We start from the raw sequence: 18301 nt of genomic DNA, 5'->3' as shown, positions 1-18301 counted from the left end.
ATTATGAATAGCCTATATTCCGATGCACTGGTTTTTTTTGGAATAACGGGGGATCTAGCCTATAAGAAGATCTTCCCGTCATTACACGCTATGGTGAAGCACGGCAGCTTGAACGTGCCGGTGATTGGCGTGGCTAAGTCCGGGTGGTCGCTTGGGCAACTACGAGCGCGTGCTCGGGAGAGTATTGAGAAGCACGGCGGGCTTGATGTCGCAGCTTTTGATACGCTGTCAGGGTTACTGCACTATGTAGACGGTGATTACAACGATGCGGCCACTTTCCATGCTCTTCGCAAAGAGCTGGGGGCGGCCCAACGACCGGTACACTATCTCGCCATCCCGCCTGCGCTCTTCGGGACAGTAGTCGAGCAACTCGTCAAGGCCGGCTGTACCAATGGAGCACGCCTCATCCTGGAGAAACCATTTGGAAGAGATTTATCTTCTGCACAGGCGCTCAATCACATCCTGCTGAAAACGTTTGCTGAAGAAGCCATCTTCCGTATTGACCACTACCTAGGCAAGCGGCCCGTGCACAATATGGTGTTCTTCCGATTCACCAATGCGCTGTTAGAGCCGTTCTGGAACCGGAACCACGTCGAGAGCATACAGATTACCATGGCAGAAAATTTCGGGGTTCAGGGACGTGGCGCATTCTATGACCATATCGGCACCATCCGCGATGTAGTGCAGAATCATCTCTTCCAGATATTGACCAATCTAGCAATGGAACCGCCGGTGCGCACTGATAGTGAGTCGATGCGCGACGAGAAGGTAAAGGTATTGAAGGCCATTCCGCCAATTGAAGCGACTAATCTGGTTCGTGGGCAGTACCGAGGGTATCGCGCCGAAGGGGGCGTAGCACGGAATTCACAAGTTGAGACATTCGCTGCCTTGCGTCTGGAAGTCAATTCATGGCGCTGGCAAGGCGTACCATTTTATATTCGCGCAGGCAAGTCGCTGCCTGTGACATGCACGGAGATTCTGGTACGCTTACGCCGACCACCAACCGTGTTTTCGACCTGTGATCCACAGAGAAACTACTTTCGTTTCCGTATCAGCCCCGATATCACTGGTGCTTTCGGCCTGACAGTGAACGATCCTGAGGATAAGATGGCTGGTCAGCAAATTGAGTTGCTGGCGAGCCGCCACCCCGGTGCTGAGCAGGCGGATGCCTACGAACGTTTACTTGATGACGCGATGGAAGGCGATGCGACGTTGTTTGCGCGCCAGGACTACGTGGAAGAAGCATGGCGTATCATCGATCCCGTCCTGAAAGCGACCACGCCGGTATACGAATACGAGCCGAGCACTTGGGGACCGATAGAGCTCGATCAGCGCGTCGTGCCGCCCGGTGGGTGGCAAAACCCGGTAGTCACTAGTTAAGGATAAAAGAGCTCCAGATCTGAAATTCAGCAATTTTACCTGCCGATAACATACCCAATTTTTGGGTTTGTGATTTCTGGTCAATGTGTTTGACACTGTATCCACATTCTTATACCTTTATTTCTTATATGTATAAGCACTTTTATTTTTGCTATACGTCGCTCACTTAAGAAAGGACAATGTTCTCATGCATACAGCCCTCCAGTCTTTAAAGGCCCGGTTTGCGGAAATCGATGATCTGCGGCGGGCAGGCTCCGTGCTTCAGTGGGATATGTCTACCTACATGCCTCAAGACGGAACAGCATCACGCGGCCGTATGATTGCCACGGTTGAAAAGGCCGCCCACGAAAAATTGATTGATCCAGCTTTGGCCGAGCTTCTGGAAACCGCCTCGGGATTGCCAGAGGCAACGTTGTCTACAGACGATCGGGCGTTCCTGCGCCTGGCCCGCCGCCAGTTTACGCGAGCGTCGAAAATTCCATCCGCTTTCAAGGCTGAATTTCTTCAACACATGGCTGAGACTTACGACGTTTGGATCCATGCTCGGAAAGCAAATGACTTCAATGCAGTGGCGCCGTTTCTGGAAAAAACCGTCAGGTACTCACAGGCCATCTCGGATTTTTTCAACTCCGGTGAGACCGCATGGGTTCATCCTATGGATCCGCACATCGAGGATGCTGACCCCGGTATGACAACCGCGGGTCTCACGACACTTTTTGCTGATCTCCGACAGGATCTCGTACCATTGGTGCGGAAGTTGTCCTCTCACACGCGACCGCGGACTGACTTCTTGTCACGGGTCTATCCAAAGCCCCGACAATTGGAATTTTTAAATTGGCTGGCCCAGAGTATCGGTTATAACTTCAATCGTGGGCGCCAGGATCTCACTCATCACCCGTTCATGACAAAGCTTGGAGCCGGGGATGTCCGTATCACGACCAGGGTCGATGAGACGAATCTCTGTGACGGCATTTTCAGCACTATACATGAGTCCGGTCATGCCTTTTATGAAGTAGGAATTTCGCCAAGCTTGGACGGAACCATTCTGGGACACGGCACTTCCGCCGGGATTCACGAGAGCCAAAGTCGGCTGTGGGAAAACCTGGTAGGTCGGTCGCGCGAATTTTGGGCCTATTTTTATCCTCATCTGCAGGCCCATTTTTCTGATACGCTTCAGGATGTTTCGCTCGAAGAATTCTATCACGGTATTAACCACGTACAGCCTTCGTTGATTCGAACTGATGCCGATGAAGTGACCTACAATCTACACGTTATGATTCGCTTCGACATTGAATCGCAGCTTTTGGATGGCTCACTTAAGGTGAGAGATCTGCCCGGCATGTGGAACGATCGGTATAAGTCTGACCTGGGCATACGCCCCCCGTCCGACGCCCAAGGCTGTCTTCAGGATGTGCATTGGTATTACGGAAGTATCGGTGGAATGTTCCAAGGCTATACGATTGGCAATCTCTTTAGTGCGCAGTGCTACGATGCTGCTCTTAAGGCCCACCCGGAAATACCCGAGGCGATGATGCAAGGGAATTTTAACGTACTGCATTCGTGGCTGAAGGAGAACATCTATCAGCACGGCTCAAGTCTTTTTCCGCAGGAACTGATCCAACGTGTGACCGGTCGAGACTTATCGTCGAAACCTTTTCTAGAATACTTAAAGCGAAAATATTTATAGCAATCTGGGGCAACTAGGGTAACGCACACACTTAGCTTTAAAGGCCTCTATTTCGGACAGATTCAGCTATGGCATTCCAACCCAGCTCTTATATGTGGAAAACGATCCAGACGCATTATTTTCTACGCTTTGAATTAAAGCATTTTCTTTGCCCATTAGTGCTGAAAATAAACCATTTGACCCATTCGATCGTAATAGATTGAATTAAATAAAAGTATCAACTTGTGGATTTCGTTCCTGAACGGCGAGTCAGAGTAGAGGCAAGCCAAGGGGGCTTGTTAATGCAGGAACAATATAAGAAGCAAGCATGCCTTGGATTATAAATTTATTTATGAAATAGGAATGGAATTACTGGTCAACACTCTAATGTTTTTGTACTATCTGGAAATAATGAATCACCTAATCGTTCTGCCATGCGACAGGAGGTGATAAAAGGAAGGAGGATGGCAAGCAATTCAGCATCAAAAAGGAGCCAAATATAATCTGATATGGTAAATCAATCGATCTTATAAGCATTTATAGATGAATAATGAAGTACAGCAATAATTGCCAATTGTACTCGTAATAGCTGTGCAGACTCTGAGAGTATAAGAGACGCATTAATATTTCATCGTTGAGGAATTTATACATCAATAAATTCTTTTTCAGCCTATGGAGGTAATAGCTATGAACACACTCATAACTTGGTTAATAAATTCTTATGTTTTAATAAGTGGTAGAAAAATGAAAGGACTTGCATATGTCTTAATAGGTGGAGCATTCTTGTTCAATACAATATCCGTGCATGCAGAACATCGTGCGGTTAATGTTAGCATTGGCGGTACAGGAGGCGCTGTTGATTCTGCTTCTGAACACAGAGTTCGCAAGGTTATCGGTCATGCGTTTAAGGATGGAGCTGTCGATACGCTGTATGTATATAGTCCTAGAGCAGGGGGACCTATTTTTATAGAAGGTGGCATGTCTTTATGTGCTGAGGCGGGTTTTAGTGCCACTCCAGAAAAATTCAGCGATTTTATACAGAGACTAAACGCTATCCACCCTCCATCCGGTACTTTCTATAACGTAGAATTAACTAAAGCTTGTGAACCAATTGATGTAATCAACCAACCACAGAGCTGTGGCGGGATCCAAGGCAAACAATGTGCAAGTACGCAACAATATTGTGATTTTGGTATCGGTCATTGCCGGATTGCCGATGCAGAGGGCACCTGCAAGGAAAAGCCTACTATTTGCACAAGACAGTATGAGCCAGTCTGTGGTTGCAATGGAATAACCTATGGTAATGCATGCGAGGCAGCAGCAGCGGGTGCTTCCATTGATCATGTGGGTGAATGCAATGCATCTCAACCATAAGCTTGTGGCGGAATTGCTGAAATGAAGTGTACACTCACAAGAGTTGGATCGGCGATCCAGCTGACAATTGCGATTCCGCTTTCTCTTAGTAGAGTAGGGGAAGTTTAATGGGAAATAATGGTGAGTAGGAGCTCATATATTTATCCAACGAGAGTGCTCAGTTACAAGTTATGTAACTACTCTTTAGAATAAAAGGTTATGCGTTCGGAATGTCCTTGGACTAGCTAGCGTTAGGTGTTTTGTTTCTTTATGAATTGAATTTATAAGTGCAAATAGGGCTAGATACGGATCAAGAATTCTTGTTCTTTCGAACCATAGCCCCAACCGTTGTTGGTATAAGTGGCTGCACTCTCCAATTCCTTGCTGACTGTATGCCGCTGGTTTGTAGGTAGCAATAATAGCCATTTTCCGGTCTTTGTGTTGCACTGCAATTTCAGACAGGGGCTTTACGCAACCGGCAGTTTTTGTTGCTTGGCTAGATTGAAATCGTCTTTTTTCTTTCCCAACTGATAATTTCCAAATTATTACTAAAACCTCAATGCTGAGAAAAAATATGATGAGTGATAATAAGTGTATCTTTCACTCAACAACTTATGCGCTGGAGATTCAGTGCACAAATGGAGATTAATAACCTTGGTAAAAAACATGCAAAATGTGTTCTAAGGTGGTTATGTAATATAACCTCCGAGCTTGCCCGGAGGTAAGGAGTAAACTTATTAATCCTTATTTCTAAATTTAAACTCTGGCGCTTTTTCTAACTGCTCCTTAGTAACATTTAATAAAATTCTTTCTTCTGTCCTATTAGCTGTTAAGTGATGAAATGGTACGGCAACCGATTTCTTACCCATGCCGAGCATGCCACCAACATCCACTATTCCATACACAACTTTGCCATCTTGGCTCAATAACAAGTCATCAACTTCACCTACTTTCTTGCTATTTTTATCGATGATGTCTACATCAAAAAGCTTTTTAGCGTTTATAGCGTAATCTTCAGTGCCACCGCGAGTGAGGCGTTTGGTTGCATCCATTGCAGGAAGATCCTCTGCCTGGTAATTACGACTCTCGATAGATTCTGATTTAAACTCAGGCATTTTTTCTAACTCTTGCTTAGAAAGATTAATGACAGCTTCTTTCTTTGCTTTACGGATTTCTATATCCTGAAATGGGATAGAGACTAATTTATCACCAACACCGAGGAAGCCGCCAACTGATACTATTGCATAAGCGACTTTTTCTTTTGTACTCAATATCAAATCATCAATTTCACCAATTTTCTTGCCAGTTTGATCAATAACTTTCATATCCATGAGATTTGTGGCAGTGATATCGTAGGCCACATCGGTGGAACCCCATTCAACATCATCGCCACTACCATAAGACTGTTCAGCTTTATTCTTCGAATTACTACCTTTCTCCCACTCCTGCTTCTCATTAGTTTGTGCGGATGCGCAAGTAAATAAAAAACTGAGACTGATTATAGACGCTATGCTGAAAAGAAATTTATTATGTATCATGGTATAACTCCTATTGATTTTTTGATTAATTTAAAGGCACGCAATAAAGCGGTTCGAGACTGATTAATTTGGTGGAGTCTTTAAAGAACTGTGATTAGTAGCTATGTTAATTGTGCCGCTAATAACAATTCAAAACCGCGTCGTTAACGAAAAATATCCCTATCATAAGCGCCAACACTGATCTGCTAGTGATATTTATGAGCTTCCTTTGTAAAAGGAGGATTCATCCTAGCAGTAAAATCAGGTAATTATCTGTACGAAAGCGTACATAAACCAGAAAAAGGGTTTTAATTTTGGCTATATCACCGCACCATGTACCTTCAGATCTATCAAGCTGTAGCATATAACTACTGGTTATATATGAATTTTAGTGGGTATGACATTATTATTCCATTTCTAAATCAAAACTGACCTTGTCGGCTTCACCTTGCCGTATTATTTGTACTGTCTGCGGTTCGCCTTCGCGTCATTTTTGATTTAGAAATGGAATTAGATGATGGATAGTGAGACTTTGTTTAGACTGGTTTTCGGCCTTCAGTGTCCTTGGGAAGTTAAAGAATTAAAATTTGCTCATGATGAATCAAAGCGAAAAGAATGATATCTGAGAATTGGTTGTGGTGTGCAAATGGGACAGATCCAGAATCAGGAATTATTGTTCTTGCGAACAATAACTTAACCGCCGTTTTCCGGTCTTTGTATTGCACTGCAATTTCAGCTAAACAAAGGCTTGGCACAATCGGTCATTTTTACTGCGAGGCTATATTCAAATCGTCTTTTTCTTTCTCATCCTTTTATGCATTTCAATTATGAAATATTCATCCTCTAAATAAATCTAGCCTTCAAATTCGGTTCTATTTCAGATTGATGATGGGCATTTTCGATGACGAATTACCGTCAAGTGTTTCGTTGATGGGATGATAATAATAGTCCACTAGATGAAATAGCCATGAAGTACCCGCTGTAATCAACAACAACCATTCTAAGCATTTCTAAAAACCTTAGCTGGCCACATTACCTATGTTATAAATGTTTTCGCTGCGATCTCCACGCTATGTTATGTGATAAAGCAAGTATTTGGAAATCTTGGAAGGCAGAGATAAAGAGGGCAAGAGTGCAGAAGGATAAAAAATTATCCTCCTACATTCTCATATCAGATTGATATTTGTTTAATAGTTGCGCCGCATATTTTCTTGGCCGCTTGAAGAACTACCCTGCGGCGAAGGCTGTCCAGTCGTTGAACTATTTTCTCCCCTTTTTGCGCCCGGTTGCTCAGCGGGCCCGGGGGCATTATCCGATCCTGTGGAAGTTGGTGCCATGCCTTTGTCTCCGCTCGAGTAAGGCTCTTCGGAAGGATCGATAGACCTTCCAGTTTGGCTTGGAGCGCTTTCCTGTCCAGATGAGGAGCCTCCTGACATAGAGCTACCTTGTGAGGAAGACTGCCCCGTAGAGCTTTTGCCATCGTGTCCTGTAGCATTCAGGATACCATTCAGGCCAAAAAAGATAAGACTTGCAACTATCGAAGAACTAATTGTGTTTTTTAAAGTGAATTTCATGATAGCCTCCAAATAAACCAGCATAATCGCTGTATCGAAATCGTAACTCACTTCTTATAAACTTATCTGTACGATACCGCACGAAGAATGAAATAGTAGTCTTCCAGCATGAGTCCTTCTCGTAGTTGGCTACCTGAATAAACGCTTGTTTTGATCTGTTTAATTTCATTGATAGCTTAAATGAGGAGTTGGCAATGAGATTAAAAGATGAAGAGATTATTGCCATGAGCATTCACGCTGGAATTCAAGGTTAAAGGGCCAAAGCGTAAACCTCATCAAAGCATAATCTATGTCTATGTTATGGTAGGCAGGCAGTTAGAGAGGTTGCCCAAATTGATTCGGTGCTGGGTCAAGCACTATGAAGTGGAGATGCTGAATAAGAGCAAACGTCATATCAGCCCGTGATATTCCTTTTTTTAGTGCAAATGAGGCCAGATACAGAATCCTGAATTCTTGTTCTTGCGAATAATAGCCCAACCGCTGTTGGTGCAACTGCTTATACTCTCCAATATTCATTACCTGACCACAATTCTGCGAAAATGAGTCTTTTTCAGCTGTCAATGTCCTGCAGCTACTTTCATCCATTTTAATTTTTAATTATTTACGCTTTTTTTATCCACCACTCCTGGAATATCCTGGAACGGACGTCCGAATTTTCCCTTCAGGTCATCGACACCTGATTGAGGATTTGCAAACTTATGCAAGTCATCGCGCTTTTTGCGTATTTCCATCGTATTGATATCCATCTTTCTGTCACGTTCTTCGACGAGACCAGGCATGGCTTCGCCATCACGATTAAACGACCAGCCAAGCATTGGATCCCCCAGAGGGAGCAGGTCGGCTGGTGTGCCTTTATAAAAGCCCGTGTTCCAGACATGCCAGGTTTTACCATAGCTGTTCATTTTTTCCTTCATCAATGCCTTTTCGGCAATGTCGGGAATATTGGGTGCGATCAGTTGTCCGGACAAAATCTCGCCATTGTGAGGATGCCAGTATTTTTTCTCTTCTTCGGGTAGGGTAGCGAAAAGCTTTTCGGAAATAATATATTCGATACCATTCAGGTTGGCATCTTTGGTATTGCCATCGAATAGCACGCACTGGGCAAAATCTTCATTAACCTGGTGACAATAATGATGAGCTTCCATCTGGTTTTCCGGATGATCCTTCATGGGATGAAAGCCCACGAGGTAGATGTCAAACTCCTTTAGAGGATCATTGCTTTGCAGAAGCTTGGCGCCGGCTTCTAGCATTTTTGTTTTTGCCGATTTAGACTCACCGGGCGGTGCTGTTCCAGGTTGGGTTCCATTTTCTGCTAATGCCAGTGGTGCTGGAACTCCAATGGGTAAGGCTACGAGAAGTGCAATAACGGCATAGGTTTTGCTAAATCTGTTCATCATGGTCCCTTTTAGATATCGTGGTCAACGGTGTATTAGGATAAGCAATGCCTAATATCCTTATCTTCTTCAATAGAGCACCAAGCTGCTGAATGACGTAATGCCGAGCAAGTAACTTCCCTGTTTTCCGCTCACTAATGTTTATTAACAGTATGGGGAAGCCGGCTTATCGGATAAAGGTTAGAAGATGTCCCGCATCAAAATCTAATTAGTGGTTGACCCTCGTCATTGCTTCGTAACGTATCACTTTCATCAGTTCGATTACTACGCCACCCTGGGTCTTCCTGCCTCTATCAATGCACGCTTGCATATAGGATCGGTAGCGTCACTCATAGCAGAGCTTCTTTAGTTAGGTCTCCGGCTTTAAGGCTAAGAATAAAGACGAGCCTCTATTGTACCTATGCTATTAACCCAGTCTGTACGGTGGCACACAAACGGGAGCAGCAAGGAAATCAAGAGGGCTACATATGATAATAAGCGCTATCGCTGGTGGAAAAGCTCACTCATATGGCTGCGGGTCAAGTAACTTTTACTTCGCAAGAATTTAAAATCAACGCGCCATCATATCTTCTTATAGTCCAAAGTTTGTATCAATAAAAGCTTGACTTTAAACTAATTTAATTAACAACATGATGAACAAAACAATTATTATCATGGGAACGATTACAGCCTTCCAATCCGAAGGTGAAGCTTTAGGGCTGTTCTTCATCATTTGCAGTGCTGCAGGGAATAAAATTATTAAGAACATTCCTAACGCTAATGCAGAGGCAATTTGCATCCAATCCATATCCAGACCTCTTCTCCTTCCATATATTTCGCTCTAAAAACAAAGCCCCGGTCAAGCCGGGGCTGTGAATAGCTAGCTACAGTGATTGACAATTAATCATCGTTACCCATAATGCCTAGAATTTGCAACAAGCTGATAAAGATATTGAAAATTGTCATATATAGCCCAATCGTTGCTAACACATAATTGGTTTCGCCACCATGAATAATACGGCTAGTGTCGTATAAAATGAAACCACTCATGATCAGGATAACGACAGATGATATCGCTAATGACATTGCAGGTATCTGTAAGAAAATATTTGCCAATGCAGCAATTAATACTAACAAGAAACCCACCATCAGGAATCCACCTAAAAAGCTAAAATCTTTTCGTGTAGCAAGCGCATACGCGGATAATCCCATGAATATTATACCTGTGCCCCCCAGTGACAATGTAATGATATTTCCACCATTGGGCAATGAAGCATACATGGTTAACATGGGTCCCAGCCCAAATCCCAGCAAGCCAGTAATCAGAAAGACAATTCCGATCCCAGCTGTAGAGTTGGCAAAACGCGGTAATACAAACATTGCAATCACCATGCCACTAATGACAGAAATCAAATAGGTCATCGGTGGCATATTTAAGAACATTGAAAGCCCAGCAGTTAAACCGCTGAACAACAATGTCAACGATAGCAGTAAGTAAGTATTACGCAATACCTTGTTAGTTGCCAAAACAGATGACGATCTTTGGGCAACTGTTGAATAATTTTGATTCATTTTACTGACCTCCAATCATAAATATAAAATACTACTTTTTTATTTTAGCAGGCATATTGACCCAAGTGCCTTACTTATAGTTCATCTTGTGAATATAACATCAGCTGCGCTTAATTGTTATAACTCGGTGATCTTTCTGATGTAAAAATTTATTAATCAAGCCTTGTATAAATAGAAGCTATTTAGGCGATTTCAAGTATTCTCTATTCACAAAATTAAGTTGTTTTCTCCGTCTACCAATGCCAATGCTGAAAATAATCCACTTGATAATCCGCGCGTAATTCTATGACTTTACTTAACATGTAATAGCCGCCACGTTCTTCTTCCGGCACCACGATCATCTTAAGCGGATTTTTGAGTTCGGGAATCGGAATCAGGCCACCAAGTAGCCAGAGCTATTATCGCGGGCTACTGCCCAAGATTATTCAGTTTTGCATTAATATTTCACACGGTACTGATAAGATGCAGTGATAACGGGTTTTTGTCAAATATCTTCCCATGTAACCTCAAGCGGCTTAACCTCGCGAAAGTCCACGGGCGTTGCCTGGAAGAAGCGCCATGTATCGAGCTCAACGCAAGTAAGTGCTTCCCAATTGGACTTGTCGCACTCATAGCACCCGTAGGCACAGGTGTCGATATTTGTTTGACCAAGAATGGTGAGTGGGCGTTGAACTATTGTGTGACCACTGATGATGTGACTCAGCTGGTCATTGAATATGGGGATGCCATGTGCAAAGCGATTGGCAACAATACGCTTAATCTTGTCCTTATCTGTAAGGTTGACGCGGTAGAAGTCGTAGTAAATGAAACGACCCCAAAGAAACCAGTCACCGTTTCGATCCTGTATCTGGGCGTATTGAAGTACCTTCTGAGGATCAACCAAGTCGGCATCAGTGATGAGCTGACCAATTGGAAGCTCGGCGTGGATAACATGGATTTTCCTTCCACTCTTCAGCTTTATTGTGATGAGAAACGGCAGCTCATTCACCAGATGTAGCATCTCAAAGAGCTTAAGGCTGTTGCCAGCAGGAAGTTGTAGATGCCGTTTGTTCCAGTCGCTCAATGCTTTCTGGCCCCAAAAGCCACCATTCTGGAACCAGTAGTAACCCATTTCCCCACCGTTGAACGCTTGCAGCATCATCTGCTCGTGGTTGGAAAGAACCGCGTGAAACCACGGTTCATAGAGCAACTCAAGACACTTTTGGCTATCGGGCCCTCGATCAACTAGATCACCAACGCTGAAGATGCGGTCCTTTAGTGCGTTAAAATTCAGGCCTTCCAGTAACTTCTCCAGCGCAGAGAAGGAACCGTGCAGGTCACCGACAACGAAATCTCGGCCATCAGTATTGGGTTCAAATGCTTGAATAGGGTTTTTCATCAGATAAGGGTATGGTTGAATAAACGAAAAGCTGGCTAGAACTCTCTATTATTTACATGTGCTAGATTATGAGAAGTACTGGCATGCTTAGATGGGGTCATTTTACTGATTATAAGATACTTTCAGAGCTATGCTAGACAATGCTATTCAAGCATATGATCAATTTAGAAGGGCATGGTATAGAGAAACATCAATCTGAACTGATACTGCCGTTGGTTTGGATTTACTTGCTGGACCAAGGCAGTTCCCTTCCTCAGCCCAGAAAAAACACTTAAGGCAGATAAGGAGTCAATGCACGCCGCATATGCGGCGTCTGGCTCTTATCGAACAAAAAATTGATCCGGCCCGAGCAAATATCTGCAAAATCTGGAAAACGGATCCGGAAAGGTTCAGGTTAAATCTACTACCATCAGCAGTGAAGGATGATATCCCACGAGAGTTACATGAAGGGTATTGAGTCAGCAAGACTTAACCCATCATATCCCAACCGCTTTGTAAGGAGAATATCGTCTAATGGTTAGCTTTACTTTGTTTTCGAGGCTGGTAATGCAGAAATTACAAAAGGCACCGTACTCTACACAAGCAGTATAATATTGAGCAGGGAATTAAAGTAGTGATGCGCGCAGCAATGAATTCATCAGTTGAAGTTGTGAATGCAGCATCATAATAACAGAACTGCTTGAACTTGACATTCTCTGCACTCATTCTTGTATCTCCTATAAATCGCTGAGATATATTCTATATAGTGGGCAGCTGCTTTCATGGAGAGTATTTCCGTTACTTCTTATCTAATCATTGATTGATGCCCGGTTATATTCGATTTCTATCATTAACACCGATTTTCTTCATTTGGTTTGGTCTGGCGTCTATCGCTCATGCTGATAAAACCGGGCTTCCGAATGGGAGACCTGAGCCGATGGTTTTCGATCTGGTTGATCCGCTTGGCGCAAAAAAAGGCGAGACTGAAATCAACATGTTCCTTGATTATTCTAACAGCGCTGACCAACTCAAGTGGTCACCTGAAATCGAATATTCGTTCATGGACGGTCATGCGATCGAGTTGGAATTGCCCGTCGAAAACACAAATTTAAGTCAGTATAAGGTTTCGCTACAAGGAACTTGGGGAGAGTTGTTTCAAGGACGAATGATTCACGGATGGCAAGCTATCGGGCGAAGAAAAAATGATGAAGAAGAGTATGGAGCCGATCTGCTCTACCTGAACGATTATAAATTCTCGGATAAGTGGAGCATGATGAATATGTTTGGCTTCAGGCGTACGGCTTTCAATGAAAATGGAGAATTCATCGGTTTGTCAAACAACAGTTTATTTTATATGTATTCGAAGGGATTCTCGCTCGGGATCGAACTGAACAGCGAAATAAACGAACGCAGCTACCGGTATCGACTAACGCCCCAGATCCAATATGCCTTCAGCAAAAATTCTGTGATTCAGTTTGGGGGCGGCCCCTCTCAACTCAATGAAGAAAAAAGAACCGAATGGCTGGTCACTTCTCGCCTTATCTATGATTTCTAGAGGTATAGCAAGTATGTTGCTTTAAAGCTGTTGCAGAAGCTACCATCAATAAAGCGAGGCAATCAATTTTTTAAGCATAACGTTCCTGCCGAATTTTTTTATTTTGCGTAATGATATGATTTAGTCTACGAACCTGTTCGCAATCCTGTGAATTCGTAGATTCTGGGGATGAGTAAGAGATACCCAAGCTACATTCGCTTGGAGACATTTGAAAACGTCCGGCCTCTACTGGAGAGCTTGTGCAAGCAGACGAAGCTAAGGACTATTGATTGATATCAAGTATTGAGTGGTTTGCTGTACTTGTTGAAAAACAGATCTCAGTGGCGAGTGCTGCCGAGTGAGTTTTCCACGTGACGAACAATATACCCATCGCATATGAAATTTCGGCCTTTAGGTGTCACCGATGATTTGGAAATTATCAGTTAATAATATGCATCATTCTGCTTTGTAATGGAATGATTTTGGAAAAAAGCTTCGCAAGCACTTTTGAAAAGTGAAAAAGTTTCTAGTTGCCACTATACAGGACTTTTTCTTGAAAAACTCCCCATAACGTTCCATCAAGTTTAGATTGTGGTCGTACGGTCGCAAAAATACGAGTTTTAGTTATGAGTCGTTGAGATAATCAATGATAGTTGGGATCGATAATAACGCACATGGTCATAAATAATATGAATATAGGCTGCTGTGGATGGTGTCGCTCGATTTGCTGAAACAATTGAGCTGATTGCGCATTGATAGTGCCATCATAGCGCACGGATGGCCTGCAGGCTAACCGTATTAATCGCGCCATTAATATTTTAAGCGTTGGCGGCCGGGATGATTGCGAATATCGCGATCCTGGCCGCGTTTGATTCATCCGTAAGCTAAGCTTTTGTCTGAAATTGCGGCGCAATATAAAATCCACAAAATGGCAATTAATTATTGCGTACAGAACAAACACATATAGCCAGCGAGAAATCGGAGAGTTTTGTCAATTACACCCAACAACGATTGGGATTATTGTTCGGAAGAACAAGCATTCTTTGTTCTGTATCTGATCCCTCTTGCATTCAAGTTTATCAAAGTTATTTTTTCTTTTTCTTTGTAGTGGCCACTGCTTTTTTGAAAAGGGTTCCAGCCGCAAATTTAGGTACCGTGCTCGCGGCGATCTTTAGCGGAGCACCGGTCTGCGGATGTCTACCAGTACGAGCTGCCCGCTTAGTGGATTTGAAGGTGCCAAAGCCAGGCAGGACGACGGTGTCACCTTTGGCGACCGTTGCGACCACGCTGTCGATCATGGCATTCAAGGCCTTGGCTGCGATGGTTTTTGATATCTCTGCCTGAACGGCAATTTGTTCAATCAGTTCTGATTTGTACATTATTTAAAATGCTCCTGTTGGTTGTAAAACCAGCAGTATAACCGGTCAGGCTCTATTGTCAGCATAAAAACCGACAAGAAAATATCAAGGTTACTTTATGGAACCAATTAGACTATAATGGGTTTTAATAGGAGATTGTCATGTCTCTAAACGTAAAATTGTCCGAAGAGCTGGCCGCTCAAACCAAGCGCTACGTACAAATTCAGCATCGCTCGGTGCCCAAGCAAATCGAGTACTAGTCACAGATTGACAGAATACCGAGGAAAATTCTGATTTGCCGTTTAGCATGATCCGTAATCTCTTGCTCGCTGATCAAGAGGAGCCTGTCGGCGAATATAAGTTCGGCTGATGCGCCTGCTTGTTACACCTTCGTTTGAGCGTGTTGTAAAAAAGTTGCATCCCAAACAGAAGTCTGAGCTGGATGAAGCGGCGCGTCTTATCGCTAACTATCCTCAGAGAGGTCAAGCGAAGGTGGTGATCTATTTGGTATCCGAGACTCTACAAGTTCCGTTCATCTACCTAGTTGTGCATGCTGGCTTATCGTATTCTCGATGAGAATAGCCTGAAACTGCTGGCCTTTGGACAGCACGAGAATTTCTATCGCAATCTTGAGCGGCAGGAGAAGGAGTTCTATTTAGGCTAAAACTGCTTCACGCTGCTAAGCTACTTCAGCAAAGGTTTGCTCGCATCCAGCCAGGACTGCCTGTTTGCCAGCCCAATCCTGCCAGCAGCGCAAAATTACATCACCATACTTTGGATCGAGTTCCAGCTTGAAGCAGCAACATCCTGCTTCTCGGCGGCAATCAATGTGCTACCTGAGTTACCGAAACAGCCTGGCACCATGTCATTCCATTTCTATTTCATAAGTGAATTTATAATCCTAGGCTATGCTACAATGAAATAGACACATTCACGATCTTTTTCCATGTCGTGCATTACTACTTCCAGGTGATTTTCAAGCGCGTCCAGGTTGCCGAATACACGGTTGTGGAATGATTTCTCCCGTAGCTCATCCCAAAGATTCTCAACAGGATTGAGTTCCGGTGAGTAGGGTAGCAGCATCAGTAAACGCAGATTATGTGGCAGCTTGAGGGAATGACTACGATGCCATCCTGCCCCATCGAGTGCCGGATAATCCGGTTATTGCGGTAACGTGACGCTACTTCATCCGGAAATATCTGCATGCAATGATTATTAACCTGAGGCAGGATAGGTATATCCAGCTCTCCATCAGCGACAGAGACAGCAGCATAAGCATAGACATATGCCTGAGTGACCATTGCCTGACATAATGGTCGTAGAGGTTGAGGGTACCTACATTGGTATATCGGAAATACGCCCAAAGCGAGCTTCATCCTGAAACATCAGGCGCAGTTGTCCTTCTGCTTGCCACGCAAAGCACACGACAGTCTCAGTCTAGCCAGGCGTGCTGTGCCAACGCACACGGCTTTTGCATCTGCCTATAACGCCGTGATTTAAATTCATCAGGTTAGAACGCCCCCTCCCATTCTTCCTCCCACGCAACCGCGAGGGAGGATGCAAGTGGGGTTGAACGGCGGAAACTGTAAGAGTGGTTATAACAGCGCACTGCTATCCCTTGGAAATTGCCGGGCAATTATCCGGTATACCGCAATGTTTGCTTCGGATGCTGCTCAGTCGAGGAGTTCTTTCGGGATATTCCCTCCGTTAGCTGCGATCTGCACGAGCACGGTCTTATGCAACCACATATTCATCTTTGCCGAATCTGTCATCAACTCCGGCGGACAGCCAAGCTCTGTAGCTAGCTCTTTGCGTGCTGACAAACTACTGTCAATTTCGAGGAGCTTCAGGAGATCAACGATCGAATTGCGCCAGTCGAGCTTTTGTGGATTGGCGGCGGCGCGCTGCTCTAGTTGTGCGAAGACATCAGAGATGGGAACCGCTTTTGGCGCGGTTTGCTTCGCAGCGCCAGATGCACTGGGAGTTGAACTTGTACTCGGGTTCGCTGACGTTGCGGTAGGTTGCTGCGCCGTATTTCTCTTTGCTTGATTCCGAAGTCCCAACTTCTCAAGAATTGTGCTAAAAATCGACATAGGGGTTTCCTCCATGTTGCGAGATGAGCGAACTCAACTGGATGAGGAACGGTCATCTACAATTTATAATAAACCCAATGAGCCTCTTGAATTCTCAGCGCCATTTAGAATACCACCCAAACTGCCAAATATTTCGCGTAGCAGCCCAGGTAGTTAATGTAATTGCCGAGTTACATTTCAGAACCAGCCGAGATCGGCGTCACCTGCCGGTTGCGGCGGCGACTGCGGAACATCAATAGTGCCGCGCGACTGTGTGCCAGCTTGTACAGTGCTTCCTGGCTCCGCCCGTTGCTCGGGCGTCAAACATGAGATCAAACCACGCACGGCTTCTTCATAATCAGCTGACGAAACTTCGTGAGCAACTGTAATGTAACGGTTTACACTTCTCGTGCTGAGTAGCCCTCTTTTAGCCGACCCTGCTCGTAACGCTTGACGAGCTCCTGATATTTTGAGTCGCAGTGTTGATTAGTAGTTCCTATACCCCATAAATCACCTCTGAAAAACTGCATGATCACATTTTTTGATCAAATAGGTCGGATTCAAAAAGTGTGATGCCCAAACCGGGACGCTCACGCTGATTCAGCGTTTTGGTTCGGCGACCAATCTCAATATCCACCCGCATCGCATGAGGCTCAATTGGGTCTATAGCATCAGGAAAGATAACCCGGAATTTCATAGAGTTCGGCCAACAATCACAGAGCAGCTCAGTAAGACAATAACGTGCGCCTTAACAGCATTAGCTCGCTATGGCAGGATGGACCGAGGGATACGGTAACGAAGAGCTAGAATACAACGCCACAGTTTCACCCGCCTACCAATGCTGCAAATCAACCACTTGATTCGTTATAACGTAATCTTTTGATCTTTATGGTAAAAAAAATTAATTTGTGGATTTCGCGCTTGCACGGCAGGTAGAGGTGGAGAGAAGATAGCTATATCAGTTAGAAATGATCCAAAGAGTATCCTCATTTTTGTCATCGAAAATAAATAGAAGTAGGCCAAAGCACTGCGCGAATAATAGAACCAAACTGTCAATATGCTCTTCATATCTTACACATTCTGAATTATTTCTAACTGGCTAGGTTTATAGCATTAACCTAAATTAGCCGAGTCAGTGGATGGTCTGCTAATCGGCTTGGAAGTGCTCAATCTGGATCAGTGTGCCCGCACTTAAACAACGCCAGGATAGCCGTCGATTTCACTAAACCTGTTTTTGGGCTAAGGTCAAAGTACTGGCATAGCTTATCCGGCCGCATGTCCGGCGTTTTACTCTTGTCGAACAAAAAGCTGATCAGACCGACCGAGTAAGCAAATACTATAGACCCACGTATCAGTTTTACCGGTGCGATCGGTGACGGGCGCTTGCGGCAAAGCTTGGTTTCCACGTGCCGACAAAGATCTCTTCGTTTAAATGAATATATGATAATTTGATCATTCATCAGAGTATTTACCAGTATATCTGATATATCAGTACCTTTCGATTTGATAGGAAAGGATGTTTATGATATTTGTGCGCTAATCTAC

General features: G+C 44.2%; 19 protein-coding genes. 6 read left to right on the top strand and 13 right to left on the bottom strand.

Annotation, left to right across the window (positions count from 1 at the left end):
- Positions 1-3: 3 nt before the first annotated feature.
- The 3 genes from zwf (at position 4) to AAW31_RS19735 (ending at position 4420) form a co-directional block, all read left to right on the top strand.
- A complete protein-coding gene (zwf, locus tag AAW31_RS07275; protein WP_046849724.1) occupies positions 4-1380 on the top strand; it encodes a glucose-6-phosphate dehydrogenase in 1377 nt (458 codons plus the stop codon).
- 187 nt (positions 1381-1567) lie between these two features.
- Positions 1568-3067 (top strand): carboxypeptidase M32, encoded by a 1500-nt coding sequence (locus AAW31_RS07270; RefSeq protein ID WP_046849723.1) that lies wholly within the window; start codon positions 1568-1570, stop codon positions 3065-3067.
- A 666-nt stretch (positions 3068-3733) separates the two neighbouring features.
- Positions 3734-4420 carry a Kazal-type serine protease inhibitor domain-containing protein gene (locus AAW31_RS19735; protein ID WP_235264522.1) on the top strand — a complete coding sequence of 229 codons (687 nt, stop codon included), beginning with the start codon at positions 3734-3736 and terminating at the stop codon, positions 4418-4420.
- A 716-nt stretch (positions 4421-5136) separates the two neighbouring features.
- Here the strand turns inward: AAW31_RS19735 and AAW31_RS07255 are convergent.
- From AAW31_RS07255 to AAW31_RS18870, 6 genes are all read right to left on the bottom strand, one after another.
- Positions 5137-5937, bottom strand: a complete 801-nt coding sequence (locus tag AAW31_RS07255) for a PRC-barrel domain-containing protein (protein ID WP_046849722.1) — start codon at positions 5935-5937, stop codon at positions 5137-5139.
- A gap of 1166 nt (positions 5938-7103) precedes the next feature.
- Positions 7104-7490 carry a hypothetical protein gene (locus tag AAW31_RS07250; protein WP_144412875.1) on the bottom strand — a complete coding sequence of 129 codons (387 nt, stop codon included), beginning with the start codon at positions 7488-7490 and terminating at the stop codon, positions 7104-7106.
- A gap of 593 nt (positions 7491-8083) precedes the next feature.
- Entirely contained in the window at positions 8084-8887 is an 804-nt protein-coding gene (locus AAW31_RS07240; RefSeq protein ID WP_046849719.1) for an OBAP family protein, read from the bottom strand.
- A gap of 604 nt (positions 8888-9491) precedes the next feature.
- A complete protein-coding gene (locus AAW31_RS07235; RefSeq protein ID WP_046849718.1) occupies positions 9492-9671 on the bottom strand; it encodes a hypothetical protein in 180 nt (59 codons plus the stop codon).
- 92 nt (positions 9672-9763) lie between these two features.
- The gene (locus AAW31_RS07230; RefSeq protein ID WP_046849717.1) at positions 9764-10435 is read right to left on the bottom strand and encodes a Bax inhibitor-1/YccA family protein; all 672 of its coding nucleotides are present in this window, start codon (positions 10433-10435) and stop codon (positions 9764-9766) included.
- A gap of 484 nt (positions 10436-10919) precedes the next feature.
- Positions 10920-11813: a metallophosphoesterase gene (locus tag AAW31_RS18870; protein WP_052752135.1), complete on the bottom strand. Its 894-nt coding sequence runs from the start codon at positions 11811-11813 to the stop codon at positions 10920-10922.
- 802 nt (positions 11814-12615) lie between these two features.
- Between AAW31_RS18870 and AAW31_RS07220 the strand changes: the two genes are divergently transcribed.
- Positions 12616-13347 carry a hypothetical protein gene (locus tag AAW31_RS07220; RefSeq protein WP_046849716.1) on the top strand — a complete coding sequence of 244 codons (732 nt, stop codon included), beginning with the start codon at positions 12616-12618 and terminating at the stop codon, positions 13345-13347.
- Between the two features lie 1064 nt (positions 13348-14411).
- On the opposite strand, the gene AAW31_RS07215 is transcribed toward AAW31_RS07220, so the two are convergent.
- Complete coding sequence (locus AAW31_RS07215; protein WP_046849715.1) at positions 14412-14705, bottom strand: HU family DNA-binding protein; 294 nt, start codon at positions 14703-14705, stop codon at positions 14412-14414.
- 348 nt (positions 14706-15053) lie between these two features.
- Between AAW31_RS07215 and AAW31_RS23540 the strand changes: the two genes are divergently transcribed.
- Together AAW31_RS23540 and AAW31_RS23535 are read left to right on the top strand one after the other, a co-directional pair.
- A complete protein-coding gene (locus tag AAW31_RS23540; protein WP_200899747.1) occupies positions 15054-15260 on the top strand; it encodes a type II toxin-antitoxin system RelE/ParE family toxin in 207 nt (68 codons plus the stop codon).
- The gene (locus tag AAW31_RS23535) at positions 15235-15348 is read left to right on the top strand and encodes a type II toxin-antitoxin system RelE/ParE family toxin (protein ID WP_200899746.1); all 114 of its coding nucleotides are present in this window, start codon (positions 15235-15237) and stop codon (positions 15346-15348) included. The genes AAW31_RS23540 and AAW31_RS23535 overlap by 26 nt, the downstream gene beginning before the upstream one ends.
- Before the next feature lie 242 nt (positions 15349-15590).
- On the opposite strand, the gene AAW31_RS20530 is transcribed toward AAW31_RS23535, so the two are convergent.
- The 6 genes from AAW31_RS20530 to AAW31_RS20520 all read right to left on the bottom strand — a co-directional run bounded on the left by AAW31_RS20530 (position 15591) and on the right by AAW31_RS20520 (position 18216).
- Positions 15591-15770 (bottom strand): transposase, encoded by a 180-nt coding sequence (locus tag AAW31_RS20530; RefSeq protein WP_235264565.1) that lies wholly within the window; start codon positions 15768-15770, stop codon positions 15591-15593.
- Positions 15767-16060 carry a hypothetical protein gene (locus AAW31_RS20525; protein WP_144412873.1) on the bottom strand — a complete coding sequence of 98 codons (294 nt, stop codon included), beginning with the start codon at positions 16058-16060 and terminating at the stop codon, positions 15767-15769. Before AAW31_RS20525 ends, AAW31_RS20530 begins: the two co-directional genes overlap by 4 nt.
- Positions 16061-16357: 297 nt before the next feature.
- Positions 16358-16777: a DUF3597 domain-containing protein gene (locus tag AAW31_RS07195; protein WP_046849713.1), complete on the bottom strand. Its 420-nt coding sequence runs from the start codon at positions 16775-16777 to the stop codon at positions 16358-16360.
- Between the two features lie 377 nt (positions 16778-17154).
- Positions 17155-17286: a hypothetical protein gene (locus AAW31_RS23090; protein ID WP_258920421.1), complete on the bottom strand. Its 132-nt coding sequence runs from the start codon at positions 17284-17286 to the stop codon at positions 17155-17157.
- A gap of 2 nt (positions 17287-17288) precedes the next feature.
- Positions 17289-17453, bottom strand: coding sequence for a hypothetical protein (locus AAW31_RS21240; protein WP_158441433.1), 165 nt, complete (start codon positions 17451-17453; stop codon positions 17289-17291).
- Between the two features lie 469 nt (positions 17454-17922).
- Positions 17923-18216, bottom strand: a complete 294-nt coding sequence (locus AAW31_RS20520) for a DUF6398 domain-containing protein (RefSeq protein WP_144412872.1) — start codon at positions 18214-18216, stop codon at positions 17923-17925.
- Between the last annotated feature and the right edge of the window lie 85 nt (positions 18217-18301).

This window comes from Nitrosomonas communis (assembly GCF_001007935.1).
GTDB lineage: Bacteria > Pseudomonadota > Gammaproteobacteria > Burkholderiales > Nitrosomonadaceae > Nitrosomonas > Nitrosomonas communis.
The sequence above is the reverse complement of the archived record's forward strand: the minus strand, read 5'-3'. Positions and strand labels throughout refer to the sequence as shown.